Source organism: Paenibacillus albidus (assembly GCF_014644435.1).
In the GTDB taxonomy this organism is placed as follows: domain Bacteria; phylum Bacillota; class Bacilli; order Paenibacillales; family Paenibacillaceae; genus Paenibacillus_AQ; species Paenibacillus_AQ albidus.
Genome location: NZ_BMKR01000005.1, coordinates 215,616 through 239,706, shown reverse-complemented (window position 1 = coordinate 239,706; position 24,091 = coordinate 215,616). Strand labels below are relative to the sequence as shown.

Annotated in this window: 29 protein-coding genes and 1 pseudogene; 5 read left to right on the top strand and 25 right to left on the bottom strand. The window is 50.9% G+C overall.

The window, feature by feature from the left end; translation table 11 throughout:
- Positions 1 to 63: 63 nt before the first annotated feature.
- The gene (locus IEY53_RS07680) at positions 64 to 837 is read right to left on the bottom strand and encodes a hypothetical protein (RefSeq protein ID WP_189023581.1); all 774 of its coding nucleotides are present in this window, start codon (positions 835 to 837) and stop codon (positions 64 to 66) included.
- A 587-nt stretch (positions 838 to 1,424) separates the two neighbouring features.
- Between IEY53_RS07680 and IEY53_RS36025 the strand changes: the two genes are divergently transcribed.
- Positions 1,425 to 1,490 (top strand): excalibur calcium-binding domain-containing protein, encoded by a 66-nt coding sequence (locus IEY53_RS36025; RefSeq protein ID WP_373293822.1) that lies wholly within the window; start codon positions 1,425 to 1,427, stop codon positions 1,488 to 1,490.
- 3 nt (positions 1,491 to 1,493) lie between these two features.
- Here IEY53_RS36025 and IEY53_RS07670 read toward each other — a convergent pair.
- Positions 1,494 to 1,814 (bottom strand): annotated as a pseudogene (locus tag IEY53_RS07670) (SDR family oxidoreductase); the annotation flags it as partial.
- A gap of 161 nt (positions 1,815 to 1,975) precedes the next feature.
- On the opposite strand from IEY53_RS07670, the gene IEY53_RS07665 reads away from it, so the two are divergent.
- On the top strand, positions 1,976 to 2,242 hold the full coding sequence (locus IEY53_RS07665) for a hypothetical protein (protein ID WP_189023579.1): 267 nt from the start codon (positions 1,976 to 1,978) through the stop codon (positions 2,240 to 2,242).
- A gap of 6 nt (positions 2,243 to 2,248) precedes the next feature.
- Here IEY53_RS07665 and IEY53_RS07660 read toward each other — a convergent pair whose 3' ends face one another.
- A complete protein-coding gene (locus IEY53_RS07660) occupies positions 2,249 to 2,986 on the bottom strand; it encodes a GTP pyrophosphokinase (RefSeq protein WP_189023577.1) in 738 nt (245 codons plus the stop codon).
- A gap of 431 nt (positions 2,987 to 3,417) precedes the next feature.
- Here IEY53_RS07660 and IEY53_RS07655 point away from each other — a divergent pair, with 431 nt between their 5' ends.
- A complete protein-coding gene (locus tag IEY53_RS07655; RefSeq protein WP_229696040.1) occupies positions 3,418 to 4,755 on the top strand; it encodes an MATE family efflux transporter in 1,338 nt (445 codons plus the stop codon).
- Between the two features lie 90 nt (positions 4,756 to 4,845).
- Here IEY53_RS07655 and IEY53_RS07650 read toward each other — a convergent pair whose 3' ends face one another.
- The 11 genes from IEY53_RS07650 to IEY53_RS07600 form a co-directional block, all read right to left on the bottom strand.
- Positions 4,846 to 5,880, bottom strand: a complete 1,035-nt coding sequence (locus IEY53_RS07650) for an HD-GYP domain-containing protein (protein ID WP_189023575.1) — start codon at positions 5,878 to 5,880, stop codon at positions 4,846 to 4,848.
- Between the two features lie 275 nt (positions 5,881 to 6,155).
- Complete coding sequence (locus IEY53_RS07645) at positions 6,156 to 6,488, bottom strand: DUF3024 domain-containing protein (RefSeq protein WP_189023573.1); 333 nt, start codon at positions 6,486 to 6,488, stop codon at positions 6,156 to 6,158.
- A 14-nt stretch (positions 6,489 to 6,502) separates the two neighbouring features.
- On the bottom strand, positions 6,503 to 7,006 hold the full coding sequence (gene lepB, locus IEY53_RS07640) for a signal peptidase I (RefSeq protein ID WP_189023571.1): 504 nt from the start codon (positions 7,004 to 7,006) through the stop codon (positions 6,503 to 6,505).
- Between the two features lie 34 nt (positions 7,007 to 7,040).
- Positions 7,041 to 7,442 carry a DUF4265 domain-containing protein gene (locus tag IEY53_RS07635; protein WP_189023570.1) on the bottom strand — a complete coding sequence of 134 codons (402 nt, stop codon included), beginning with the start codon at positions 7,440 to 7,442 and terminating at the stop codon, positions 7,041 to 7,043.
- A gap of 104 nt (positions 7,443 to 7,546) precedes the next feature.
- On the bottom strand, positions 7,547 to 8,416 hold the full coding sequence (locus IEY53_RS07630; protein WP_229696039.1) for an SDR family oxidoreductase: 870 nt from the start codon (positions 8,414 to 8,416) through the stop codon (positions 7,547 to 7,549).
- Between the two features lie 49 nt (positions 8,417 to 8,465).
- Positions 8,466 to 9,608: a GNAT family N-acetyltransferase gene (locus IEY53_RS07625; RefSeq protein ID WP_189023566.1), complete on the bottom strand. Its 1,143-nt coding sequence runs from the start codon at positions 9,606 to 9,608 to the stop codon at positions 8,466 to 8,468.
- Complete coding sequence (locus tag IEY53_RS07620) at positions 9,605 to 10,927, bottom strand: F390 synthetase-related protein (RefSeq protein ID WP_229696038.1); 1,323 nt, start codon at positions 10,925 to 10,927, stop codon at positions 9,605 to 9,607. The genes IEY53_RS07625 and IEY53_RS07620 overlap by 4 nt, the downstream gene beginning before the upstream one ends.
- Positions 10,924 to 11,778: an MBL fold metallo-hydrolase gene (locus IEY53_RS07615; RefSeq protein WP_189023562.1), complete on the bottom strand. Its 855-nt coding sequence runs from the start codon at positions 11,776 to 11,778 to the stop codon at positions 10,924 to 10,926. Before IEY53_RS07615 ends, IEY53_RS07620 begins: the two co-directional genes overlap by 4 nt.
- On the bottom strand, positions 11,775 to 12,767 hold the full coding sequence (locus IEY53_RS07610) for an NAD-dependent epimerase/dehydratase family protein (protein WP_189023560.1): 993 nt from the start codon (positions 12,765 to 12,767) through the stop codon (positions 11,775 to 11,777). The genes IEY53_RS07615 and IEY53_RS07610 overlap by 4 nt, the downstream gene beginning before the upstream one ends.
- Positions 12,764 to 14,020: an ATP-grasp domain-containing protein gene (locus IEY53_RS07605; RefSeq protein WP_189023558.1), complete on the bottom strand. Its 1,257-nt coding sequence runs from the start codon at positions 14,018 to 14,020 to the stop codon at positions 12,764 to 12,766. Before IEY53_RS07605 ends, IEY53_RS07610 begins: the two co-directional genes overlap by 4 nt.
- Positions 14,010 to 15,011, bottom strand: coding sequence for a beta-ketoacyl-ACP synthase III (locus IEY53_RS07600; protein WP_189023556.1), 1,002 nt, complete (start codon positions 15,009 to 15,011; stop codon positions 14,010 to 14,012). The genes IEY53_RS07605 and IEY53_RS07600 overlap by 11 nt, the downstream gene beginning before the upstream one ends.
- Before the next feature lie 342 nt (positions 15,012 to 15,353).
- Between IEY53_RS07600 and IEY53_RS07595 the strand changes: the two genes are divergently transcribed.
- Positions 15,354 to 16,172 (top strand): hypothetical protein, encoded by an 819-nt coding sequence (locus IEY53_RS07595; RefSeq protein ID WP_189023554.1) that lies wholly within the window; start codon positions 15,354 to 15,356, stop codon positions 16,170 to 16,172.
- Between the two features lie 10 nt (positions 16,173 to 16,182).
- Here the strand turns inward: IEY53_RS07595 and IEY53_RS07590 are convergent, their stop codons facing one another.
- The 9 genes from IEY53_RS07590 to IEY53_RS07550 form a co-directional block, all read right to left on the bottom strand.
- Entirely contained in the window at positions 16,183 to 16,974 is a 792-nt protein-coding gene (locus IEY53_RS07590; protein ID WP_189023552.1) for a lipid II flippase Amj family protein, read from the bottom strand.
- A gap of 44 nt (positions 16,975 to 17,018) precedes the next feature.
- Positions 17,019 to 17,420 carry a ribosomal maturation YjgA family protein gene (locus tag IEY53_RS07585; RefSeq protein WP_189023550.1) on the bottom strand — a complete coding sequence of 134 codons (402 nt, stop codon included), beginning with the start codon at positions 17,418 to 17,420 and terminating at the stop codon, positions 17,019 to 17,021.
- Complete coding sequence (locus tag IEY53_RS07580) at positions 17,413 to 17,994, bottom strand: histidine phosphatase family protein (RefSeq protein WP_189023548.1); 582 nt, start codon at positions 17,992 to 17,994, stop codon at positions 17,413 to 17,415. The genes IEY53_RS07585 and IEY53_RS07580 overlap by 8 nt, the downstream gene beginning before the upstream one ends.
- Positions 17,995 to 18,002: 8 nt before the next feature.
- Entirely contained in the window at positions 18,003 to 18,140 is a 138-nt protein-coding gene (locus IEY53_RS07575) for a hypothetical protein (RefSeq protein ID WP_189023546.1), read from the bottom strand.
- A 24-nt stretch (positions 18,141 to 18,164) separates the two neighbouring features.
- Positions 18,165 to 18,671 (bottom strand): NUDIX domain-containing protein, encoded by a 507-nt coding sequence (locus tag IEY53_RS07570; protein WP_189023764.1) that lies wholly within the window; start codon positions 18,669 to 18,671, stop codon positions 18,165 to 18,167.
- Between the two features lie 197 nt (positions 18,672 to 18,868).
- Entirely contained in the window at positions 18,869 to 19,450 is a 582-nt protein-coding gene (locus IEY53_RS07565) for a putative ABC transporter permease (RefSeq protein WP_229696037.1), read from the bottom strand.
- Positions 19,451 to 19,591: 141 nt separating this feature from the next.
- Positions 19,592 to 19,783, bottom strand: a complete 192-nt coding sequence (locus IEY53_RS07560; protein ID WP_189023544.1) for a hypothetical protein — start codon at positions 19,781 to 19,783, stop codon at positions 19,592 to 19,594.
- 219 nt (positions 19,784 to 20,002) lie between these two features.
- A complete protein-coding gene (locus tag IEY53_RS07555; protein WP_189023542.1) occupies positions 20,003 to 20,182 on the bottom strand; it encodes a hypothetical protein in 180 nt (59 codons plus the stop codon).
- 112 nt (positions 20,183 to 20,294) lie between these two features.
- Complete coding sequence (locus IEY53_RS07550) at positions 20,295 to 21,197, bottom strand: ArsR/SmtB family transcription factor (protein WP_189023540.1); 903 nt, start codon at positions 21,195 to 21,197, stop codon at positions 20,295 to 20,297.
- Positions 21,198 to 21,346: 149 nt separating this feature from the next.
- Between IEY53_RS07550 and arfA the strand changes: the two genes are divergently transcribed.
- On the top strand, positions 21,347 to 22,855 hold the full coding sequence (gene arfA, locus IEY53_RS07545) for an arabinosylfuranosidase ArfA (protein WP_189023538.1): 1,509 nt from the start codon (positions 21,347 to 21,349) through the stop codon (positions 22,853 to 22,855).
- 35 nt (positions 22,856 to 22,890) lie between these two features.
- On the opposite strand, the gene IEY53_RS07540 is transcribed toward arfA, so the two are convergent.
- Positions 22,891 to 23,577: an LrgB family protein gene (locus tag IEY53_RS07540; RefSeq protein ID WP_189023536.1), complete on the bottom strand. Its 687-nt coding sequence runs from the start codon at positions 23,575 to 23,577 to the stop codon at positions 22,891 to 22,893.
- Positions 23,577 to 23,990 carry a CidA/LrgA family holin-like protein gene (locus IEY53_RS07535; protein ID WP_189023534.1) on the bottom strand — a complete coding sequence of 138 codons (414 nt, stop codon included), beginning with the start codon at positions 23,988 to 23,990 and terminating at the stop codon, positions 23,577 to 23,579. The genes IEY53_RS07540 and IEY53_RS07535 overlap by 1 nt, the downstream gene beginning before the upstream one ends.
- Positions 23,991 to 24,091 lie beyond the last annotated feature (101 nt).

Below are 24,091 nucleotides of genomic sequence, written 5' to 3'. Positions count from 1 at the left end.
AAGCAGCGTTTCGTATTTTTCATTATATATTATATTTCGGGTATATTCGACAAAATAAACAGCTCAGCGCATGCCAAACATTCTGGCGGCGAACGACTTCCGCTTCAGCTGCGGTCCCTCCAGAAATTTGCCGCTGATCCAAAAAGAGCCGGAGAGGATGCTTCCGGCGGTTAAAGGCTCCGCAAGCAATCTTGTATCCGTCACCACATCGATCTCTCCGCCCAGTGTATTCACCAAGGCCCATGAAAAAGAAAAGCCGGTATATTCGTTGACAATCTCCCGTGTCTGCAGCACTTGTCCGGTAAAAAAGGCGGTTGCTCCCGGATCATCTGTCTCACCGAACAGGCCTGAAGGAATAAAGGATTCCGGAGCCAGCTTGATCTCCGTCTCCTGGGAATTCATGAACTGCTCTTCATCCCTGTACACGTATAGTTCATGGGAAAATGCGGTCAGCTGTACACGGAGAATCTGCGGCAGCTCAAGGATTCCATATAACGCACGGTCCGGAATATCAAAGACCAAAGGATAAATGCCACTTTTCCCTCCCGGCTCAGGATCAGCCCATCCGTGAAAGGCTCCATCCAAAACCGCATCCGTCTTCCGGACCACTTCGGCAGTAATACCGAGACAACGGTCAGATTGCCCTGTATAGTGCGGGTTCATGCCGATTATTTCATGTTTTGGATTGAGCTGCAGCCACAGCTCAATCCCTTCGTTTGCTTCCAGATGGACATAGATTCCTTTGCCGGTCAGAATTCGTTTGCCCTGCTTTAGGGCAAACTCCGCCAGCTTGTTCCAATCAGATTCCTGCTCTACGTCGAACCCGATTGATGTCATATGATTGACCATCTCTGCACACCTCACCCTGTACGTTTGTGATACTAAAGAGAAGAAATCCTCAGCATTTTACCATAAAATAAGTAGATAGGGGACAATCATTGTGAAAAAAGTCATCAGTCTTGGCGCGGCAAAACCAAAAACAAACCTTATGTGTCCGAGGAACTATACGATGCCAAGAACAAAATCACCCTACGGGTGAATAACAACTCGGCTTACGAGGCCCGGATTGTTGTACAATAGGCAAGATTATCGTCATTTGGCCTTCACGATCTATCCGCGGCTGATGTGGACAGGAAATCTATTGGAGAGGATTCGTCTATTCAGCAGGACAAACGGACAGAGATTCCTCTATTGGCGAGGATTCGTCTATTCAGTTGGATAAACGGACAGAGATTCCGCTAATTGTCCTATCTCCCTTCATTCTAGGCTCAATCGAACGATATAACGGCTCCTGAGTCCGAATCCCCCAGGAAAGCAGACTTTTTCGCAAAATAGGGTCTTCTCTGTCCGCTTCACTCCGCGGATGGAGCCCAATCCCCCTGCACCGCTATATCATCTGAAGGTTCCAAGATATCCACTGGTCATTGCATCATTTCCTAAACAATAAAAAAAGCGACCGCGATAAAGACGGGATCGCCTGTGAGAAGTAACTTTTAGAAAACACTTCGGACAAGCCCGCCATCCGCGCGCATTGCCGCACCATTGATCTCCGCGGACAAGGGGCTGCTGAGGAACGCAACAAATTCCGCTATCTCCTCGGGCCGGATCAGCCTTTCAATGATGGAAGTTGGCCGATTCTCCTTCATAAACCGCTTTTCGGCTTCTTCAATGCTGAACTGCTCATCTGGATACAGGGTCTGGAGCATCGTTTCCACTCCTTCTGTCAGCGTGGAGCCGGGAAGCACCGTATTGACGGTCACCCGGGAGACTGACAGCAGCATGGTTTTGGTCGCACTGTAATGGGCCATTTCCCGATCATGGACTGCAGATAATGGCGCGCCAGAACACATCCTTTTCCACCAAAGTTAAACCATAAGGTAGTATTACACTTGTCCAAAACCTTCAATGAAGTGTAATATTATGGTATAAAAGACAATCCCGTGCGGATTGTACTCCCACATCCACGGAGGGTCTTATGACTCTATTAAAAGACAGTTCCAACCTTGACCAAGCAAAAACAAAACATGAACAGCTTTGGGCTGATTTTCTGAATACGGATGAAGAAACCGTCGATCGTATTTTGGACAAAGCAAGAGTAGGCTTACTGCCCATGCCCGAGAAACTGCGCAGCCGGCTTCGCCCTTTCCGCACACCTCTGCTATGGCTCATTCCGCTTGGCGCGCTTGCAACCGCTGTTTTGCTGTATGTGGTTTTCATTTGGGCTGCTTTATGGGTGGAGTAACCTTAGCTATTCCCCGAGCAGCTTGATAAAGTTCGCCGGAAGTGTAAATTGCTGATTGTTAATAATGATCCGGCGGAGCTCTTCATCCGAATCTTCGCCCTGTGCATCCTTGATTTCCTTGATCTCACGGTGCAGGCGCTCCATTTGCAGATCAAGCGCGTTGGCGGAATCCGCCGCATGCTTGAGTTCACGGGTCAGATGTTCGGGAACCGCCTGATCGTATTTATAGAAGATTTTATGCTCCAGGCTGGCCCAGAAGTCCATGGCAATCGTCCGAATCTGAACCTCCACACATACTTGCTCCTGGCAATCCGACATAAACACGGGAACCTCAACTAGCAGATGCAGGCTTTGATAGCCGTTGGGCTTGGGGTTTTTGATATAATCCTTAATATCGAGAATTTTCAGGTCGTCCTGCTTCTGGAGCATTTCACTGACATGATAGATATCAGAAATAAAAGAACAGGTAATGCGAAGACCTGCGATATCCTTAATGCTGTTTTTGACGGCGGTCAAGGAAAACTCCTTATTTTTACGAAGCATCTTGTTCATAATGCTCTCCGGGGATTTAATCCGCGATTTGGTATGCTCAATTGGACTGTAATCATGGAGTGACTGAAACTCCTGCTTCAGGATTTCAATCTTGGTTTCGATCTCATCCAAGGCAAATTTGTAGATTAACATAAAGCGGGTAAGCTCATATTTGATCTTTTTAAACTGTTCAATCTGATTTAGGGTATTCATTGTCATTCTCCTCTTCACAAACTCTCTATCATTAATCATAGCCTAACCGGCTCCCGGAATTCAAATATGCCTGATTCTAGGGCGTGTATTCAAACCCGAACCAAAGGAGAACAGAGGGAAGTAAGGGAGAGAAACCGGAGGAAGGCTTCCCTATTCCCCCTGCTTTGCATCCTCTCATTCCTCCCATTCCGGGGGTTTGAATACACTGCCTAGACTACCTGTTATCAAAATAATGCTACTTCCCCGGAGGATCCCGCTGAATTGGCCAAGACAATTCCATCCAAAAGCAGTACAATAGGCGAGGTGTATCTGTCGGTAATTCAACAGGGCTAAAGCAGAACCGACGTTTCACCAGCACTGAAATCTGCCCTGCTCAAGGAGGATATTCCCCGTGGCCCCAAATCCCATCCAAGACACTAAAGACCCTGACGGTGTTTGCCATCACCTGGCCGATTTTTGTAGAAATGCTGTTCCATATCATGATGGGAACTGTGGATACGTTTATGCTCAGCCATATATCCGACGAGGTCGTCTCGGCGGTCGGCATTTCCCGTCAACTTATTGAATTTTCGATTATCCTGTTCAATTTGCTCGGACTGGGTGTAGGCGTTGTTATCTCCAAGCTGCTCGGTGCGGGGCGTCTGCAAGCCGTCAGTCAGACAGCTGCCTCGGCGTTAACCTTCAATCTATTGTTCGGACTTGTGATCAGCCTAATGTTCATTGTCAGCAGAGATGGACTTCTCTCCTTCTATAAAGTGCCTCAAACCGTCCATCAGGATGCGGCCCTTTATATGATGCTGGTCGGAGGTTCTCTATTCCTCGAAGCCTTGATGCTGACGGCTGGACCTGTCATCCGCTCACATGGCTTCACCCGGGATACGATGGTGGTAGGCATTGGTATGAACATTATCCACCTTATCGGCAATGCACTGCTGATTTATGGGTGGTTTGGACTGCCGCAGCTTGGGATCATGGGAGCCGCATTGTCCACTGTGATCAGCCGTGTAATCGCCTGTGTATGGATTTTTTGCCTGCTCTACAAACGGGTGGAGCTGCCTATCCGATTAGCTTATTACTTCCGGATGAAGTGGCAGGAGCTGATGGCTATTCTGAAGATCGGAATTCCCTCCGGCCTCGAATGGTTGTCCTATCATTTCAGCAACATGGTGGTTACCCGCTTTGTCAGCTTCATGGGTCTGACTGCGGTAACTGCACATGTCTACAGCAATACTATTATTTATTTCTTTATGCTGTTCGGCATGGCTATCGGGGAGGGAACCGAGATTATCGTAGCACGGCTAATCGGCTCGGGACAAAAAGAAAAAGCCTACCGCCAGCTGTTAACAAGCCTGAAATGGGCCATGCTCATTACCATAGCCACACTTATCGCCGGCATCCCGTTCCGCAAGCAAATCTTTGACTTTTTCACAGACGATCCGAGTGTCATTGCCATTGGAGCTTCCATTCTTCTGCTCTGCCTTTTCCTGGAGCCCGGACGGGTATTCAATCATGTCGTCATTAATTCGCTGCGGGCCGCCGGTGACGTTCAATTCCCGCTGATGATGGCGGTGATTTCCATGTGGGGAATTAAGGTGCCGTTAGCCTACGTGCTCGGGATTCATCTGGGTTATGGTGTTCTGGGGGTATGGATCGCTCATGCCTTCGATGAATGGGTGCGCGGTGTATTCCACTATTTTCGCTGGAAAGGGCGCAAATGGCAGCATAAATCATTGCTGTCCCCGCAAATGCTGGAGGCCGACTCGGCTTAACCAAAGGACTTATGCCGGCCCATCCAGGCAGAGCTCAAAAAGGCTATCTCCGGTCAATGACCTGGAGATAGCCTTTTTGAGGTCTAAACACTAGACCAGTATTTCCTCAACGGATAAATTGCGTTCCTTGGACAGATCTCTGAAGGTATCATTCACCTTCACGAGCGGTTTGAACATATCCGCCGGGTTATTCATCACGATGATTCCCGTCTCACCATTGCTGAGCTGTACGCTTTTCCCGACAAAGTTGGGCAGCAGATGACTGGTCAAGGCTTGTACCGCATTGCCGTTCAGCTTGCCGAATCCCATCTCGTGCACCTGGCGCAGTACGGTGACCAGTCCCTGCTTGGGACGATTCCCTCTTGCCGTTGTCATTCCCATATATACATTCGCTACCGAAACGATTTGAGTATAGGGGTGAATCTCGTTCTTGCGGATCATCTTGGGGTAACCTGAGCCATCCTCGAATTCATGATGCTGCAAGGCCACCAGTGCCGTCGTCTCATCTGCCATAGACTTGCGGATAATATCGTATCCGTACAGGGTATGGCGTTTCATTTCTTCCTCTTCCTCTGCGGTAAGGGGGCTTTGCTTGCCAAGAATGGACGGGGAAATCTGGCTTTTCCCAATATCGTGCAAATAACCCGCCCGGCTGATCTCATACCGTTCAGCTTTGGTATGACCGAGCCATGAGGCTATATAATAAGACAACAATCCGACTTGCAGGGAATGGTTATATGTATCGATGTCATCTCGTTCAAGCAAGAGCAGAAGGGATACAACATCCTTGCGCTCATCCAGCGTTTCCAGAACCGGCTGCAGAGTACTGTCCACCATGGTTTGCGTGAAGCTTCCTTTGGCCAATGCTTCCAGAAAAAGGCCTTCATAGTTTTGAATAGCTGTGTCAAAATTTCCTTTTAAATCCTGGCCGAGACCGGAAATGTTTTCTTCTGGCGCTGCCGTACGCGGTTCGATATCCACATAATCAATTTTATGTCTGATGAGAATCGTGATTTCTTCACTTTGGACAACCGTTTTTTTGGGAAGCACGTGCAGGCCCACACTATTGAAAGTGTCTGTCATAAGACAATCGCCGTGTTTGAGATCCGTGACATGAACTTTCAAGAATCAGCACCCCTTCATATGTATTAGGAATATTTTCCTTAAGCGTTGATTTGATCATAGTCTATAAGTATCCAAAGTGACAATATGGTTAAAGTCTCAAACAAACTGGTGGCTAGTTCCAGAGAATCCCCTACTTTCGACTCCCCACACCTTTGAAAATAGAGGATTAAGTCTCACTTCTCACCTCCTCAAGACCCATTCTTTCAATTACTTTATAACTACTCCACCTTGTAAATCTACATTACTGTGACACAAATCGCCAAATATTCAGGAGTTCAGGTGCCAAAGAGCCCGTTCCGGTCCTGTTCTACAATTTCCAGCAGCTTCTCAAAATCCTCATCCGGCTGCAATTTGTCAACAAAATGCCAGTCATTCTTCCGGTCTCTCCAATAAATGGCCCAGCGGTTGTCGTTCATACGGAACTGGGCTACGCCCAATGTTGTCCATTGCCCATACAGGAATACAGGCCGGTCTTCAACCAGAGTGACCATATTCTCATTGATTGTATAGCTCAGTTTGGTGTGATGATTAAAGAAGCTGGAATTTTTGGTGTTTATATATTCATCCATTATTTTACCGATTCTTTTTTTGGTAAACGGGTCTAACATGTAGATCACCTCATTCAATACAATACATGTGTCGGAATCTCGGCTATCACTTTGCCGATCAACTCATCTTTCGAAACAAAAGGTTCATCCCATAAATGGGCGTCGTAACTGATATTCCGGTTGTCGCCAAGAAAGAAGTAATGATCTGCGGGAACCGTAACCGGTCCAAAAGCATAGTTCATGGTCTCCTTCAGGTAGGGTTCCTCCACCTTGACTCCATTGCGGTAGAGCGAACTCTCCTTAATCTCGACGGTATCCCCAGGAAGTCCTATTAAGCGTTTTACATATCTGTTCTCTTCTTCCCCCGCTACCGGAGGTGTAAAGACCACTATATCACCATGCTCCAGAGTGGTCAGCCACAGCATTTTTTCCACAATTAGATGGTCATTGACCTGAATAGTAGGTATCATCGAACCTGTCGGCACTTTCATCGCCTCTGCAACATACACACGGACAAATAAAGAGATGACGACTGCAATAAGAATACTTGGCACGTATTGTTTTAATATTTTGTACATGATTATTCACCTCTTCCTAGGGTTACAGCCGGAATCAGATCCCGAAGCGCCGGGTAATGGCGCTCATCTCAACATCCACATCTATAGCGCATGACTGCGGCACATGTATGACCAGCAATCCGCCAAATATCTGTTCCCACTTTCCCTGGCTCTCTGTTATTTTTTGCTTGAGCATCCGCAGCTCGGCAGAGTGTACAGCTTCCTCGCTCAAAAGCCAGGCATACCGCTTAAGTCCGGATTTCTGCACCGTCTCCTGGTAGTAGTAAATGCCGCTCTCTTCTTTTAATCGGATAATATCGCCCATCGCAACAGCCGGATTAAAAATCGGCGTTTCTTCAATTCTGTAATTGTCCTTTTCCACCAGCGTGACATCCAAAATCTCAATCTCGCGGCTAAGTTCATCGAAACATATATGAAGTCCCAAGGGTTCTGGCATCGGTACACCCCTCATTTACATTAAAATAAATCAACTTATATAAAGACATTATATTTTATGAGATTCGCAGCTTCATATATACCTAAAATATCCAGTTCACCGGATTAGCCGTTTCTCTGGCCCAGCCCTCTGGCAATAATCCGCTCCAGCCATTTCCAGGGCAGCAGGGTTTTGCCGACAATCAACAGGCGGGCGCCTTTGCCGATGGGGTAACGCAGCCGCGGTGCCTTCAGCGTGGTTATATAGCCAATCAGATCAGCCACTTCCTGCGGATCGGGTGCCGTCTCGGCAGATTTCCGCGAGTAGTTGAGTACCGAATCCAGCATGTTTTCATACGGGGAACCGGCTGTCCGGCGGATATGCCCGATCCCTTTGTTCCAAATAGGGGTACGGTAGGAGCCGGGTTCAAGCAGAACTACGTGAATTCCAAAAGGCCGCATTTCATGGCGCAGGCTTTCACTGAAGCCTTCAACGGCAAATTTGGAGGCGGCGTATGGGGCGTACCCCGGGAAACCCGCCAATCCGCTGACGCTGCCAATGTTGACGATAGTGCCGTGTCCCTGCCGGCGCATTACAGGCAGGACTGCCCGGGTAACCGCCACCAGTCCAAAGAAATTGGTCTCCATCTGCAGCCGCCAATCCTCCATGCTGACCTCCTCCACAAAACCGCCCACCGCAAGTCCCGCGTTGTTAATCAGGAGGTCAATACGGCCAAAATTCCTGTTTATGTCCGTTACGGCTGCACTAATCGAATCCTCATCCGTCACATCCATGCCCACCATATGTATCCCCTGGAGAACCCCGGCCTGTGCCGCCTGTCTCTCCAGCCCCTCTTTGCGGTTCAAATCGCGCATGGTAGCAATGACTGTGTAGCCCTTCGCAGCTAAAGTAACCGCCGTGAGCAGTCCAAAGCCGCTGGATGTGCCGGTAATCAAAGCCACTGCCCCCTCTGCGCGACTGGTATTGGCTTTCATGCTTGTTCCTCCTTGCATCTGTATATCAAGCTTAAACGCTCAGCGGCGCTTATAATTTCAATTTCTGCATGAGCGGAACACCGACACGGTTCAGCAGCTTGTCCAGCACAGTCCAGCAGATACGGGTGAGCCAGGGAAGATGCCGGTCATATACCGCTGACACTTCAATGGCAGCGGCAGCGCCCCGGTTCCTCTTGAATTGGCCTACTCCCGAGCTTTCATGAAGCAAAGCTCCATGCTCTTCGGCAAGACCGATCAGCACAGCCGACAACATACGGTACAAGCCCGTGGTTTGCGGAAGGGCCGTATCATACCCGAACAGCGGAGCAGTCATTGCGCCCTCACGGCTATAATAGCCGAGCACACCGTCAAGCCTGCCTTCCTTTCGCAATCCATATAAACAAAGCGTTCCGCTCTCCAGCGCCAGACGGATATAAGCTTCCGTGAATTGTGGATTGTGAGTGGAATATTTCTCAATATACAGGAGTCTGTACAATTCCACGATTCGCGGAATATCAGCATCGGCGAATTCATGTGGCGGCACGACCTGATAGCCATGTTTTGCAATCAGAGCCCGGTCGCGTTTCAAAAGCCATCTGGCTTTGGAACCGACAGGGTGCCGCAATAGATAGATTTGCCGGCTGGGTACAAGCTTGCAGCCATATTGCTGCAGCTTCTCCAGCCATCCCCGGCCCGTCTCTTCACATAGTGAGCGGTACATCAGTGCATAACCGGGAAATTGCCGCGCAAGATAATCCAGCAACGCCGTCAGCTCTTCCCCATCTATCCCGGGATACAGGTTCGTGGACAACAGCCAATTATTAATCTGCACGACCCGGTTGAAACGGGCCCGCCGCAGAAGGATTCCAACCCCGCTAAGCGTAATGCCGAGAATCCCCTCCAGGAGCTTGTTATTCAGGAGCGCCAGTTCTTCCCTGGCATAGCTGACATAATGAGTGTACGGTGAGCTTACATAACTGTTCCCATACTCTTCCTCATTGATTGTTATCGGAACCGGCAGCCCATCAATCGTAACTACCTCTATTCTTGTACGCACATTCCCTATAAAATGTTCTGCTGTCTGCTCCATAAAAGGTAAAAAATATCGTTTCGCATAACAGCCATATTCCGTATCCGGCCAATCCAGTTCCCCAATATTATGCCGGTCATAGCGTTTAAAGGTATAACTCAAAGAACCCAGCGCCTTTCCACCCGCCGCAGCTTCTGCGGACCGGGAGTGAATTCATAGTCTGTGAATGTGAGCTGTGGAGAAATGCAGCCGAGCCGCGAACAGAGCTGTAACAGCTCTGCGCCAATTAATCTCCCTGTTTCTTTCCTGCTCCTGCCGCCCGGGCGGCTGCAGAATGAGATCTCCATATCAAGCGGACTATGCTGGATCACACGATAATGCTCGATATCCGGGGAAGCCTTTATCACTGCCCTTGTTACAAAATCCGGAAAGAGGGTAATCAGCTCACCATTTACGTAATGTGGAAGATACAGGATATCGTCACAGCGCCCTTCAATACGTTCGATGGATGTAAAAGGCGAGCCGCAGACGCAAGGCTCCACGGCCTCTGTCAGAATGTCATTCAGACGGTAGCGGATAATCGGCTGTGCAGTTCTGGAAAAGTCCGTCACGATCGGCACAAACCTCCGGGAGTTTTTGTCCAGATATTCCTTTTCGATGTGAACAATATCTTCGTTCAGGTGCAAGGTGCCATGTTCACAGGTAGCCCCCAGAAAACCTTCCGTACATTGATACGCCTGCTGAACCTGTTGGCCAAATGTCTCTTCAATTACGGTCCGGTCCAGCGGATCAAGCACTTCAGCGACCGAGATAACCGTCCTTGGAACCAGACCCAAACGCCCTGCCTGCCGTTCATCCGCGAGCAGCCGCAGCATTGAAGGCGGGGCTATCCAAATGTCAGGACCAAAAGCTTCCATTCGTTCAATCAGCTGCGGGATCGGTTCCAGCAGGTCAAAAAATCGAAATTCCAGACGTCCCCGGCTGACCGATTCGTACAGATTGCTGTTCGCCCTTAGAAAAAAGGCGATCCTGGCGCGTTTCCAAAGTCCCCCGGGCAGAAGTTTGCCAAGCACGGCTCCGGTCCAGGCCGCCTGCTCTGCTTCGCTCACGAGAAAGATACCGCGGTTGCCGGATGTCCCTGAAGACAAACCCACGGTTATTCCGTTTATCGTTGGTTTGAAGTGACGGCTGGACTCGGCCTCATAAGCAGTGGCAAACGCCTGGGTTTTGGTAATCCCTACCGTATTAAGTGCCGTGAAGTTATCCATCATCACCGCTTTTTCGATTATAGGGAAACGCCGCCACTCGCTTGCAGAAATCCCCGACCACAGCTCCCGGTAAAACGCGGAGCTCCTGCGGATCTTCTCCACATGCCGCCGGATACGCCGCTCCTGCCACGCGGCAAGTTCGGTTTCGTTCTTCCATCTGTTCTTGCGTCTGGCCTGGAAATAGTGATAAACAATCAGCAGTACACTCCTCACCGGATCCCCCCCGTTCCCCATGCTGCCAGGGCCTCACGGCAATGACTCGGCACAATTCTCAGCTCCGGGTACTGCATATGTATCTGGCGCAGCCTCTGGAAATTCATTTCATAATCAGCGCGGCTGTCCATGATCAGGCCCGCTACCGGATGTGGCCTGCGGTTCTCGCGGAAGGCCCGGCTGGACCAGACCGTGTCGGCGCACAGCAGATAGTCATGTTCTGCAGTAGATACGAACAGGCCCATCATTCCGGCAGCATGTCCGGACATCTCTACTGCCAGCAGACTGCCGTCTCCAAGCAAATCAAAGGCCTTTTCAAACGGCAGGCTGTGTTGAAACTCGCGCTGCGCCGACTCAGGCGTTACCGGCAAGGAGCGGGCCAGAAAGTCCTCGGGCAGCAAGCCCGGCAGAAACCCTGCCCGCAGAGCCTTGATCCGTCCCAGACTGCGGACAGCATCATACGATTTCTGCAGGTAAATGAATTTAGCCTGAGGAAAATCGCGTACCCCGCCAATATGATCGGCATGAAAATGGGACAGCACCACGTATCGGATATCCGCTGGGTCAAATCCCGCTTCCCGCAGTCTGTGCAGGGCACTGTCCCGTTCTTCAAACACTACGGGTGTGATATGCCTGTATAAGGAATCGGGCAGGCTTGCCGTTTCCTGAAAAAAGCGGACACTGTAACCCGTATCGAACAAAATGGGTCCCAAATCCGGGTGCCGGATCACCGCATACCCGGCGGGAAACTTAACCGGTCGCAGCGCGCCGCCCCGGAGGGTTAGAAATTCCGGGTGCACACAGTAACCGGCTGACAAGATCGACAACGAAACGGGGCGGGCACTTATCATCGCTGTTCCCTCCACCAATCCGCAAAGTGCCTGAGCCCTTCTTCAATGCTGGTTCGGGGCTTATAGCCCAGCATCTCCTGTGCCAGCGTAATATCTAGCGTCTGGGACAAGGCCAGGGTGCCTGCTGAATACCTGGTGAGCAGCGGTTCGCCGAGCCCGGGGATTATCCGGTGCACCCCTTCCAGCACGGCGGCCGCCCCGTAAGCAGCACGGTAGGAAATTCTACGGGCATGCAGCGGAAGCTTCAGCAAAGCGAACAGCTCAGTAATCAGCTCCCTGAACACAACCGGTGTTCCGTTGGAGATATTATAGATTCTGCCAACGGCGGAAGCAGGAGCGTTATGGCTTAGCAGCATCGCATCCACTACATTGCCTACATACGTCAGATCGATCAATGCATCGCCACCGTTCATCAGCGGCACCCCTCTGCCATTATTGGCCAGCAGAATCCGCGGAAACAAGGCATTGTCCATAGGTCCAAAGATAGCCCGCGGGCGCAGAATGACCGTCTCCAGCCCTTCCGCTCCCGCCTGCATCACCACCTGCTCTGCCACACGTTTGGTAGCCGCATAAGCATTGGCATATTTATGCGGCAGCGGATCATTTTCCTTGATCCCCACTCGGGGTTTGAAATTAAAATACAGACTGGGTGTGGAAATATGGATGAGCCGCTTCACCCCATGCCGGATGCAGCCATCCACAACGTTGCGGGTGCCTTCCACGTTGCAGCCATAAAATTCCCGGTATCTGCCCCATGGAGCAGATAAGGCTCCACAATGAAATACGTAATCCTGTCCCTCACAGGCCTTGGCGACAGCGTCTCCTTTCCGGAGGTCTTCCCCGAGAAAAACAGCGCCTTCCTTCTCGATTTGGGCTCCGATCCCCGAATTGCGCCCAAGCCCGCTGACCTGCCAGCCCAGCTCTGTCAAGCGCCGCACCGTATGGCGGCCCAGAAAACCCGTGGCTCCCGTTACCAATGCTTTTGTCATGATTCACCGTTCCATTCTATGTCATCAGTCAAAGCTTCCGTTATCGATATCTTTTTCTGCCTGGAGGTGCGGAAGGCCGCATAGACTACGCGCAGCTGTTCAGCAAAAGGCCGCCTGTCCTCCTTACGGCAGACGGCATCCTCCGCTTCCCGCAGCGCCTTCCCCCAGGCCTTCCAGGCACCAAGGTTCCGGTTGCGCCGCAATCCGCAGGCCAGCATCGGAAGGGTCAGCATCACCTTCCGGCCTGATTGCGGCCTGATCACCCCGCCGCTGCGGACCAGCTGCTCTGGATCAAGCAAGGCCCGTTCCAATCCATCAGCCGGAGCGAATAAATGTATGCCGCTTGTGGCCCGGGGATTGCATTCGATCGGATACAACATTCCCTGCCTGTCTTCAATGAAATCAAAACCGATCTGACCACTGAACCCTATGCCTCCTGCAAATCTGCGAACCCACTCCAGCACCCGCGGGTGCTCCAGAGACTCGAAATGGACGCTTGCACCCACATTTCCTGTGCGGTACACACTTCCATAAGCGGCATGTGCGACCACAGTGCCTTCATGCACCACGGAATAAGTGCATATTGCCGTTCCCTGAATATACTGCTGGGCGACCCAGGGAGAGGCAGAGGATACTTCAGGATATACTTTCCTGTACCGATCTTGAACTTGCACAGGATTGGTGTGTTGCACTCTCCCCGTCTTGCGCGGCACGATGGCTTGGGCCGCAAACCGGGAATACGCCGGTTTCAGGACCACCGTCCTTTTAATACGTACATCGTCTTCCAAAAGGCGGCGCCATTCCTCACGCTCTGTTACCAGTACGGTTTCGGGGACGGCCAAACCAAGCTCTTTGGCCCATGCGATAAAATCCCCTTTATGATGCAGCCTGCGCAGCATCGCCCTCTCGCTGCAGAGCACCCGGCAATGGCTGCCCAGCCGCTCCAGTCCCCGGGCAATATAAAAAATCTCTTCGCATGTCGGTATCAAGATGTCCATTTGAAACTGGAGGATCAACCGCTCAAGCTCCTGAAGGTACGCCTCTGGCTGCTGCCGGGGCGGCGGCACCTGAAAAGATTGCTCCACAGCCGCAGATACCCGGCAAAGATGGTAAGCCGCACTCTCTGCCACGAATACCCGATGGCCTGACTGCTTAAGCAGCCTTGCGAGCTCCAAAGCCACCGGAGCCCGGCCGCCGGTAATCAGAATCTTGTACCCGGTTGAGACTTGCTTGTGCTGGCTGCTAATAGTCAATAATCATGCCTCCCAAAGACAACCCGGCGGCGGTGCCAATCAGCAGCAGACGCTCACCGCGCTTGATCCTCCCCTGGTGAATGGCTTCATGCAGTCCCATCGGAATGGAGGCTGCAATGGTATTGCCATGATTGGGAGTGATGTTCAGGAACTGCTCCTTGGTGATCCCCAGCTTCTTGCGAAGCAGCCGCATGGCCATGGCACTGCCTTGATGCGGGATTACAAGCCGGAAATCCTCCATTGACGTTCCGGACTCCTCAAACAATTCCTGAATAAAACCGGGAAGCAGCTTGGAGGCCATACGGAAGATGCCCTGTCCGTCCATATGAAACAAATAAGGCCGCTTATTCTCATTAGTGTAATGCTGCGCATGTTGCCTCGTGCCGCCTCCGGCGATTTCCGAGTAACGTGCCCCCTTGCTGTAGGTCTTCAGCGCCGTATGTACAATCTGCGCGGAATCTCCGGCTGGCGAGGGTCCTATAATAACCGCTGCGGCTCCGTCACCGAACAACGCTGCACTCTCTTTGTCTTCCCAGTTCAGACCGGCCGAAGCGATCTCAGTAGCAACCAGCAAGACATGCTTGTAGCGTCCAGCCGCAACCATATATGACATTACGTCCAGCCCTGCCAGAAAACTCAGGCAGGTGGAATCGATATCAAAGGCGGGCACCCCGGATTCCGCCTGTCCCATAGCCTGCTGAATAAAAACAGCGGTGCTCGGGAGCGGCTGCTCCTTCGTACCGCTTGTGCAGACCAGGCAACCGATGTCGGCGAAGCTCAAACCGGCATCGGCCAGAGCAGCCTCGGCGGCCCTGGCGCCCATACTGGAGGCGGTCTCCCCCTCACTTACATAATGCCGATGTCCGACGCCAGTTGCTTTGCTTACCCAGCCGTCCGGGACTCCCATTCTCCGATCCAAATCTTCATCTGTTACAATAAGGCCAGGCAAATATTTGCCGGTACCCAGAATTTTAACGCGTCTAAGCTGCATGTCCTTCATCTCCTCGTAAACCCCTGGCATTGACCACATTGTCTAGCTGCCGTAAATTAATCAGTGGCAATCTATGAAACTTATAGAGATCCCCGTCTGGGATTTAAATGTAAACCTTACCTGTATTCTACTAGATTTCTGCCTATAAGGACATGCCTATTCACACAATAAGCAAACATCCGTTCTATTTCCGATTGACTATCCATTAATTACAAGCTATAGTAAAAGAATAATTACACAATGCGTGCGGGCGAAGCACCTCGCAGGAACGGCAGATCTCTGCCGATCCTGGGGGTGCTTTTTTTTGCGCTCATACACTATTTTCCATAGGAGCTGAGGACAATGTCAAATCTCGTACACAGAAACGCAGACCGGAAGAACAAACATGGAAGAAAGAATAATTGGAAGGTAATATCCGTAATGATTCTGTTGTCTTTCTTCATCGGCATTCCCCTGCAGTCCGGCGCTGCCGCAGCCGCAGATTGGGATGCTGCTCTGGATACCATTCATAATCTTTACGGCAGCTATTCCACGCTGCAGGATACCCTCAAAGAGGATACACTGAAGATCCAAACCCTTCGCAAGCAGAACAACGCCGAGTTGAAAGCAATCAAAGCACAGCTGCAGGCGGTAGACCAGGCTCTTTTAACCCGGCTAAAGACAGCTGCCGACACCATCCGCAAGAAACACGCCCCGCTGCTGGAGCAGTACACGGCGCTCGGACAGCAGGCAACGGCAGCCAGGAAAGCGAAGGATATCAAACGCGCCACTATGCTTGACTTGAAGCGCAACAAGCTGAAGACTGCCGCCGCAGCAGCAAGGGCCGAGGTAAAGAAAGCCGCAGAGGCCCTCGCTGCAGCCCGCAAGCTGACCGCCGGCAAAATCCAGCCGGCCAAAAATGCGCTCACCGGAATTCCGGCACTAAAAAAACAGATCAAGGAAAGCGGCAAGGAGCTGAGTACAGCACAAAAAATCCGCTCGGAAGCGGACAAAGGGTACAAAGCCGGTGTTAAACAGGGGGATGCGGTAAGTGCAGCGGCACAGCTGAAATTATCCTTTAGCCAAATGGGCCTCATCCATAACCTGCAGCAGAAAATTTACGATTGGGAGAAGCGAATTGCTGTGTCGCTGGGTACAGCAAAGAGCAAACTCCCCAAATAAATTAAGCAGTCTACAGGAGCTTCACAAGCATGCTAATGAAACCCGCTGCCGGTACCAGCATCAGTTGGCCCAGCAAGGTGCCCAGAAATCTAGAGCCCATAAGCACCACGTATATTTTGCCCAGCTGGCTCCGGTACTCCCTGTTTTCAGTGGCTTTATGTGTAATAATGCCGAGCTGCGGATCAATAAATACCGTCAGCAGAATGGTCGCCATCCCATTGATCAGACCCGATGCCTGGGAAGCTGTGGTGCTGAACTCTGGCACCAGATGTGCAGCATACAGTGAAGAAAGTACACCCACTGTGTAGAAAGCAGTGACAAATATATTCATGACAATAAAACGTTTGGGAATGCCCAGGTACCGGAAATAATAAAGCGATAGCTTGGGCTTTCGTATGTATTTTCTGGTGTTCTTCAACTGCCCGATAGTCACGCTGGTCAATAGCTTCGGAATGGATCCTTCAATCTCCAGCCTGGATATTACACGTTCGAATAAACCAACAAAAGTAGGGAATATGGCGATGGCGATCAAAGTGCCGAGAGAAGAGGCCAGCATGATTATCTTTAAATAATTCAGCAGCGGAAAGCTGTCATGATCCTTGGCATAATCCACAAACTTGGCGGTCAGAGGGGCTTGAACCAGGTTGGCTGTGCGGGAAATCAGCACAATGATGCCTGTCAGGGACAAGGCTATGGCAATTTTGTTCAGTCTCACACCCGCCAGCCGCACCGAGTAGGATAACGTCTCCGCCGTATGGATAATCATGGTAAGAATGCACACAATGATCAGACTGTTCGTCATATTCTGAATTCAACTCCATGAGTGTATTTAACGCTGTGGCGGTGTCACTGGCGCGGTTTTATGATCCGGACCCCACACCAGTCCAGAAGTGAGGCAGCCCCTATTCCCGCAGTATATCTGACCAGGTCCAGCCACAAGAAACCTTTGCCCAATATTAAACCTCCAAGAACAGTGGCTCGCCATGCATTAATCCATTCGGCCTGATACAACTGGCTGCATTCAATACCGAAGCAGAAGAGCAAACTCAGTATCACTGCCACAGGCCATGCTTGCCGTGTCCACAGAAGCCGGAATCCACAATAAATCATGACGGCCCACAGCGCATCTCCAAAATGCAAGGAGACGAAGCGGGGCAGATGCTCTGCAAAGTTCCTCGTTAAGAGACCGAGCACAATTGCTGCGAGGACCGCACCAAGATAAACCAGCTTCGCCTTCAAGTCAGTCATTCCCTTTGCTCCAAAGCCGCTCTGCCAGAATCAGCTTCATTCCTTCAAATTCCAGCTTGTAGATATCCGGTTTGGAGATTTGTGTGAAGAACTCATAACCATATTTATCGTCGAAATAATTCATAATAATGGTCATGATGTTCCCATGTGTGCCCAGTGCAATTTTGCTGCCTGCATGCTGCTGGATTAGCTGCTCTATGACAGGGATGGCTCGCTTCTGCGCATCCCGTGTGCTTTCACCGCCGGGCATTGTATAATCCTTGTCGGCAAACGATTGCCGGATCCCTTCCATGATCACTTGATCGTCGATTTCCCGCTCCGTGCTGGCAATCGCCCTTTCACGCAATTCCTCATACAGCTTTATCTCGAGCCTTCCAGTATCAGCCATAATCTGCAGGGTGTCTATCGCTCTTTTGTAGGGACTGGATACCAGATAGCCAATCCCTTCCACCGCCAGAATTTCATTAATTCGGACAGCATCCGCTTTGCCCTGCTCGGACAACCCCCGTTCCCTCTCATTCCCCACTACAAAAGGCGAAACGGCATGTCTAATCATATATAAATAAGTTCTCATAATCTCTCCTATCGGACCCGTCCCGCGACCAGTCTTTCCCTGGTATGCGGCCATACCGTCCGGGGATGTAGCTCCATCGTCCGGGCTGTATCGAAACATAAGGCGACGGGTGCGTTGATGATGATTTCTTCATGGATTTGTGCCATATTTTCCACCCGGCTGTAATTTATTTATAGCTTCTTATTCCATTCATCCGTTGTTCTGCCGTCAAATAAGGCTTGTGCGCTGGCGGAGTCTTTTTTGAAAATCTCAGGAGGGAAGGGAATCCCCAGCTGCGGGAAGTCCTCCTCTTTGAAAAACTTTACCTCTTCAGCCTCGCCATCCAGGCCCTTGAGACTGCGGTTAATCATAGAGCATTCGAACACAATCGCCAGGTATTCCACTTCATCGCCGTTGGCGTAGGTATACTTGAACTTCTCGCCCCCGTATACTCCTATAATCCTGTCCGGATTCACCATCAGTCCCGTCTCTTCATATACCTCTCTGCGCAAAGCACGGGCCGGGGGCTCCCCCGGTTCAATGGCTCCTGCGGGCAGCCCCCAAAAACTTTCCTCCGGTTTGCGGATCAGCAGGATCTCATCCTCCGCATTTCGGATCACAGCAGCGACGGATGGCATCATTAATAAACCGGAGCCCACATGTTCTCGCAGATTCCGGTAATAGTCCGACATTGGCATGTTTCCCATTCCCTTCCTTCTTGAAATCCTTCTACTATGTTGAATTATATTCCAAGCCTATTCGTTTAAATCCCTGTCGACTGTTTATTGTAGCGTATATTCCAGAAAAATACAGCCCCTCTGTTCTGTGACAAGCAAAAAAACCAACGTCTCCCACTAACTTGGGACCCGTTGGTCTGAGTGTTTCCAGCTATAATTCATAATTTTCCCTGGCCAAGCTCCAAATCCTTCTCTTCCCGGCCGCGCAACCTTGTCCGGCAGGTCCACAGCAAATCTGCAGCGAACAGAACAGCCGCCCCGGGCAGCATGTAGCCCCACAGGAATTGAATCTGCCGGTATAACAATACCATCAACGGCTGGATGGTAAATACACAAGCCATAATCAGAATCCACCAATACAGGGAGAACCGTAAGCAAATATGACCTTGCCATTGACAGCGCAGGCCGGAATAATCCCACCACTGCTTATGAAACAGCCTTTGCAGCAGCCAGCCGCTGGCGAATTCCACGCCCGTTGGAACAAGCAGTCCCAGCAGCAGAAACAACCACCATGGCGGAGCAAGCTCACCGGCCAGCAGCATCAGCAGCGGTGCACAGCCATACATCGGCTTGAAGGGACCTTTCAGGAAGCCTTCTTTGCGAAAGCTGCCTTTGCTGTACAGATTGTAGCTCCCTTCCAGCACCCAGCCCAAAAAGGAATACATGATGAAATAAAAGAACAACTGTCCTGCCGTTGCTCCCGGCGCAAGCCTCTCCATTGTTCCGACCTGTACAAACATGATATTCCCCCCGAATGACTGAATTCTCCTTAGACAGATAACGAGGAATATTATGCCTTTCTCAGGCAGAGGTTATGCGTCCAAGCGGCCGGTTGTGATATCCATTTCATGCAAAAAGGAGCAGATTGCTCTGCTCCGGCTTCATTCCTTATGTTGTTCCTTCTGTTCCTTCAAGAGCGGTGCCAGCGGCAGAACATCCCCGGGACTTTTAAGGGAGTCCAGCTTCATGTCACTGCGGACCCCAAAGTCAGAACCGTATTTCTTCTCGTAATTACCCGCCAGAGCATCTCCGCGTTTGTGCCGATACCTGCCGTTCTCGTTCTGACTACGCATGTCCTTTCCTCCCCGCCATAAATTTCCGTGCTGCTTGAGAAATCTGCGATGATCCTGGAGAATACGCTGTGCTAAGCCTGTATCACATTTTTAGGCAGTGTAATCAAACCCATTCCGGGGGTTTATTACACTGCCTAGTATACAATATTTGGGCCGGTAAAAAAACAGACACTCCCGCACCTGAACCGGCGGGAATGTCTGTGGTCTTGACGAATTCATCTATTTAACATTCTTGGGCAGCGGATCGGGATGGGCCGATTCTGCCGGTTTGGCTACCCAGTCATCCGCTTCCGGCTCAATGTCCACACCATTCTCCATCTTTTTCTGTTCCGCAAGAGAATCTCCGTCTTTGTTTTCCTTGTTGCGGATCGCCGCTTCGTCTTGAATATGATCTGACATGTGAATTCCTCCTTTGGTAAACTACGCTATAGGCTTGCCTTAGTTATAGTTACCCGATGAGGCATTTTGCAAACATAGCTGCTTGAAAGGAACATTTATAATTTCATGAAATCTAATCATAGTATGCCCTGAACACTATATCCTGCTCATAGTTGCCGAATCCGCGTCCAAACAAGGTTAATCCGCCCCGTCTGCGGCTGTTGTCCTCAGCCGTGAAACGGAACGTCCATTGATCCTGCTGCCAGTGCACATCATCAAGCGTTGCTTCCGAGATCTGCTGGCCATCCATGAATGTGCCTCCGGCATTGATCTTAAGCACCTTAAGCAGCCCGTATTGATTGACATCCGGATGCCACCAGGCAGGGGTCAGCCGCCCCCGCGAAATGCCGAAATCCCCCGGACTAGTCCACTGGCCAACATTCAGCCCGTTCAGCATAAATCCGATATCTGAAGGCCATTTCTCATTGACATGCGGGGCCTCAGAACCGATCTCCATGGAGATTTCAATCTCCCGTACCACCTGATCTTTAAACAGATAGTTCGGCACCTTGTACTCCACATAACCTTTGGCAAACCAGAGGATTCCCGCATCCACCCGTTCCGGGTCCAAAAAATACCGCGGATCGTCATAATAACCGATCAGCTTCTCGGGAGTGGCAATTCCGCAGGTAGGCGAAGCCTGCAAATCCGTATATTGCCCGACTGGCACCGCTACCTCAAGCACCTTCCCGGCGACGGTGCGCTCACCCGACAATTTGATCTGCAAATAATTCGCGGACAGTGAACAATATTTATAGGTTCCACCCTGGATTCTCTTCATTTGCGAGCTGACAATGCCGGCTTTCTGCAGCTTGGACACATGGGAGCTGACGATGGCACTGCTGAGAAAAAGAGCTGCGGCCAATTCCTTAATATGCATTTCCCGGACGCTCAGCAGATCAATGATCCTCAAACGGGCTTCACTGGCGAGCGCCTCGTAGACCCGGAGTGATTCGGAGTCGGTTGTTAAGTACATTTTATAATCCCCCAATGGATAGAATTCGCTTTTATATTAATCCTCAATAATTATATTGCCTATTATATAACGATATGGGTATTATGTAAGCATAATTTGCGAATTCGATTAATTTATTCATTAATTCTAATTTAGGGGGATACATGATTATGAGCATTCAATCCACTATGATTGTTGACAAGGATTTCAAGCTGGCTGAGGTAGACCCGCGGGTCTACGGTTCATTTATTGAACATCTGGGACGGGCGGTATATGGAGGAATCTATGAACCGGGCCACAAGACGGCTGACGAGCAGGGCTTCCGCTCCGATGCGCTCGCAGCCATCCGCGCCCTGAACGTGCCAATCATCCGCTATCCCGGAGGAAATTTCGTATCCGGTTATAACTGGGAAGATGGCGTTGGCCCCCAAGAGAAACGTAAGCGTTCTCTTGAACTGGCCTGGTGGACCACCGAAACCAATCAGGTAGGCACGAACGAATTCGCGGACTTTGCCAAGCTTGTTGGCTCGGAAGTGATGATGGCCGTGAATCTGGGGACACGCGGAATTGATGCTGCCAGAAATCTGGTGGAATACTGCAACCACCCCTCCGGTTCCTACTACAGTGATCTGCGGATCGCTCATGGTTATAAAGAACCGCATGCTTTCAAAACCTGGTGCCTCGGCAATGAAATGGATGGCCCCTGGCAAATTGGAGCCAAAACGGCGGCAGAATACGGCAGACTGGCGAATGAAACAGCCAAAGCCATGCGTTGGGTAGACCCGACCCTGGAACTGGTCGCGTGCGGCAGCTCGGGCAGCGGGATGGATACTTTTGCCGAATGGGAAGCCACGGTACTTGATCTCTCTTACGACAACGTGGATTTCCTCTCCCTGCATACGTACTATAACAACAACGAGGATGACACACCAAACTTCTTGGCCCGGTCGCTGGATATGGATCAATTCATCCGCAGTGTAGCCGCAACCGCCGATTACATCAAAGCCAAGAAAAAAAGCAAAAAGACCATTTATCTGTCCCTCGACGAGTGGAATGTCTGGAAGTCGCAAGGCAGCAGCCGGGCCGAACAGCTGTGGCAGGTAGCGCCGCCGGAATTTGAGGATGTATACAATATGGAGGACGCGCTGGTCGTGGGCTGCTGCCTGATTACCCTGCTCAAACATGCCGACCGGGTCAAAATGGCCTGTATCGCCCAACTGATCAACGTGATCGCACCGATCATGACCGAAAACGGCGGTCCACTCTGGCTGCAGACAACCTACTATCCATACCTTCACACTTCAATTTATGGCCGGGGAACAGTATTGCACCCGTTAATTACAAGCCCGAAATATGATTCCAAGGATTTCGCAGATGTTCCTTATCTGGAGGCCATCAGCGTATATAACGAGGAACTGAGCGAGGTGACCGTCTTTGCCGTGAACCGGCATCTGTCCGAAGGCCTGGAATTGACCGTCGATCTGCGCAGCTTTGGTGCGGTACATGTACTGGAGCATATTGTCCTGGAACATGAAGAGCTTAAAGCCTGCAACACCAAACAAAGCCCTGAAACTGTGGTCCCGCATAACGGCGGCTCCGCGCAGGCAGAAGGCGGACGGATGACCGCCCTGCTCGCAAAGGCCTCCTGGAATGTGATCCGGCTGCGGGTCAACACCTGATCTCTTTCGGCCCGTGCGACTCACTGGCTCACGGATTAGTGAACCATGAGCCAGACAATCAACGGGCCGATAACGGAACCGGCGATGGCACAGACTGTCATCGCAACAGAGCTCATGGAGACCGACTGCTCGCCATATTCCAGCGATTTGGCTGTGCCAAGCGCATGCGAGGCTGTTCCCAGCCCGATGCCGATTCCGGCCTCGCTTTGAATGCGGAACAGCTTCAGGATATAGGGTCCGCCAATCGCTCCGGTGAATCCGGCGATCATTACAAACACGGAGGTCAGGGAAGAATCCCCGCCCAAGCTGCCCGAGATCTGGATTGCTACGGGTGTAGTAATCGATTTGGGCAATACGGACAGGACGTAAAGTCTGGAGAACCCAAGCCAGGTTGTCAGCAGCATCCCGCTGCACATGCCAATCAGCAGACCCGCGATGGACCCGCCTAGTATGGCCAGCAGATTCTGGCGCAGCACATGACGTTGTTTGTACAGCGGATAGGCCAGTGATACTACTGCTGGTCCCAGCAGACGGTTAATCCACTGGCCTCCAATCATATAAGTCTCATACGGGATTTCAAACACCAGCAGCAGCGCGACCACCGCAGCAGTAGCCGTCAGCGCCGGCAGCAGAACCGGGTGGTGAAAGCGTCTGTAGATCAGGGACATAACGATATAAATCGCTACGGTTAGCAGCACAATTCCGGTGGCGGTTATTATCATTATAGTTCCTTTCCTTTCGCTCTCAGGCTGCGGCCGCTAAGGCCCCTTCCGTTCCTCCTGCTACTGAGGGCTGCAAGCCACTGGCTGGAGTGTGCAGCCACACCAATCGTCAGAGCCGTGCTGACAACCAGGACCAGAATCAGCAATACGCCTCTGCCGCTAAAAATATCCATATGATTTACAATTCCGGCTGTTGCCGGAATGAAGAATAGTGGCAGATATGACAAGATGGCGCTGGCTCCATAATCAATAAAGCGGACAGGAATCACCTTGCACAGCAGCAGCACAAACAGCAGGAGCAGGCCAACTATACTGCCGGGAATCGGAAGATGCAGCAGCTTTTGCAAGTAATCACCAGCCATGTAGAACACATACAGCGGCGCGATTTGGGCGAGGATGCGGATGATTTTCAAGGGTGTGTATACTCCTTCATAAGTGAAATCGGTGTTTATCTGTTCAGACAGACCTTTATAAGACTAACAGAGATTTCATGTAAATATCTATGATTTTTCGC

Excerpts from the sequence above, each read along its gene's own strand:
- IEY53_RS07630 (WP_229696039.1), bottom strand. The coding sequence starts at position 8,416 with ATGAAAGCCAATACCAGTCGCGCAGAGGGGGCAGTGGCTTTGATTACC.
- IEY53_RS07540 (WP_189023536.1), bottom strand. The coding sequence starts at position 23,577 with ATGATAATAACCGCCACCGGAATTGTGCTGCTAACCGTAGCGATTTAT.
- IEY53_RS07660 (WP_189023577.1), bottom strand. The coding sequence starts at position 2,986 with ATGAATACCCTAAATCAGATTGAACAGTTTAAAAAGATCAAATATGAG.
- IEY53_RS07550 (WP_189023540.1), bottom strand. The coding sequence starts at position 21,197 with ATGTACTTAACAACCGACTCCGAATCACTCCGGGTCTACGAGGCGCTC.
- IEY53_RS07680 (WP_189023581.1), bottom strand. The coding sequence starts at position 837 with ATGACATCAATCGGGTTCGACGTAGAGCAGGAATCTGATTGGAACAAG.
- IEY53_RS07665 (WP_189023579.1), top strand. The coding sequence starts at position 1,976 with ATGACTCTATTAAAAGACAGTTCCAACCTTGACCAAGCAAAAACAAAA.
- IEY53_RS07635 (WP_189023570.1), bottom strand. The coding sequence starts at position 7,442 with ATGCCAGAACCCTTGGGACTTCATATATGTTTCGATGAACTTAGCCGC.
- IEY53_RS07610 (WP_189023560.1), bottom strand. The coding sequence starts at position 12,767 with ATGACAAAAGCATTGGTAACGGGAGCCACGGGTTTTCTGGGCCGCCAT.
- IEY53_RS07600 (WP_189023556.1), bottom strand. The coding sequence starts at position 15,011 with ATGCAGCTTAGACGCGTTAAAATTCTGGGTACCGGCAAATATTTGCCT.
- IEY53_RS07585 (WP_189023550.1), bottom strand. The coding sequence starts at position 17,420 with ATGACTGACTTGAAGGCGAAGCTGGTTTATCTTGGTGCGGTCCTCGCA.
- IEY53_RS07595 (WP_189023554.1), top strand. The coding sequence starts at position 15,354 with ATGTCAAATCTCGTACACAGAAACGCAGACCGGAAGAACAAACATGGA.
- IEY53_RS07560 (WP_189023544.1), bottom strand. The coding sequence starts at position 19,783 with ATGCGTAGTCAGAACGAGAACGGCAGGTATCGGCACAAACGCGGAGAT.
- IEY53_RS07580 (WP_189023548.1), bottom strand. The coding sequence starts at position 17,994 with ATGAGAACTTATTTATATATGATTAGACATGCCGTTTCGCCTTTTGTA.
- IEY53_RS07555 (WP_189023542.1), bottom strand. The coding sequence starts at position 20,182 with ATGTCAGATCATATTCAAGACGAAGCGGCGATCCGCAACAAGGAAAAC.
- IEY53_RS07590 (WP_189023552.1), bottom strand. The coding sequence starts at position 16,974 with ATGACGAACAGTCTGATCATTGTGTGCATTCTTACCATGATTATCCAT.
- arfA (WP_189023538.1), top strand. The coding sequence starts at position 21,347 with ATGAGCATTCAATCCACTATGATTGTTGACAAGGATTTCAAGCTGGCT.
- IEY53_RS07645 (WP_189023573.1), bottom strand. The coding sequence starts at position 6,488 with ATGTTAGACCCGTTTACCAAAAAAAGAATCGGTAAAATAATGGATGAA.
- IEY53_RS07565 (WP_229696037.1), bottom strand. The coding sequence starts at position 19,450 with ATGTTTGTACAGGTCGGAACAATGGAGAGGCTTGCGCCGGGAGCAACG.
- IEY53_RS07570 (WP_189023764.1), bottom strand. The coding sequence starts at position 18,671 with ATGCCAATGTCGGACTATTACCGGAATCTGCGAGAACATGTGGGCTCC.
- IEY53_RS07575 (WP_189023546.1), bottom strand. The coding sequence starts at position 18,140 with ATGGCACAAATCCATGAAGAAATCATCATCAACGCACCCGTCGCCTTA.
- lepB (WP_189023571.1), bottom strand. The coding sequence starts at position 7,006 with ATGTACAAAATATTAAAACAATACGTGCCAAGTATTCTTATTGCAGTC.
- IEY53_RS07615 (WP_189023562.1), bottom strand. The coding sequence starts at position 11,778 with ATGATAAGTGCCCGCCCCGTTTCGTTGTCGATCTTGTCAGCCGGTTAC.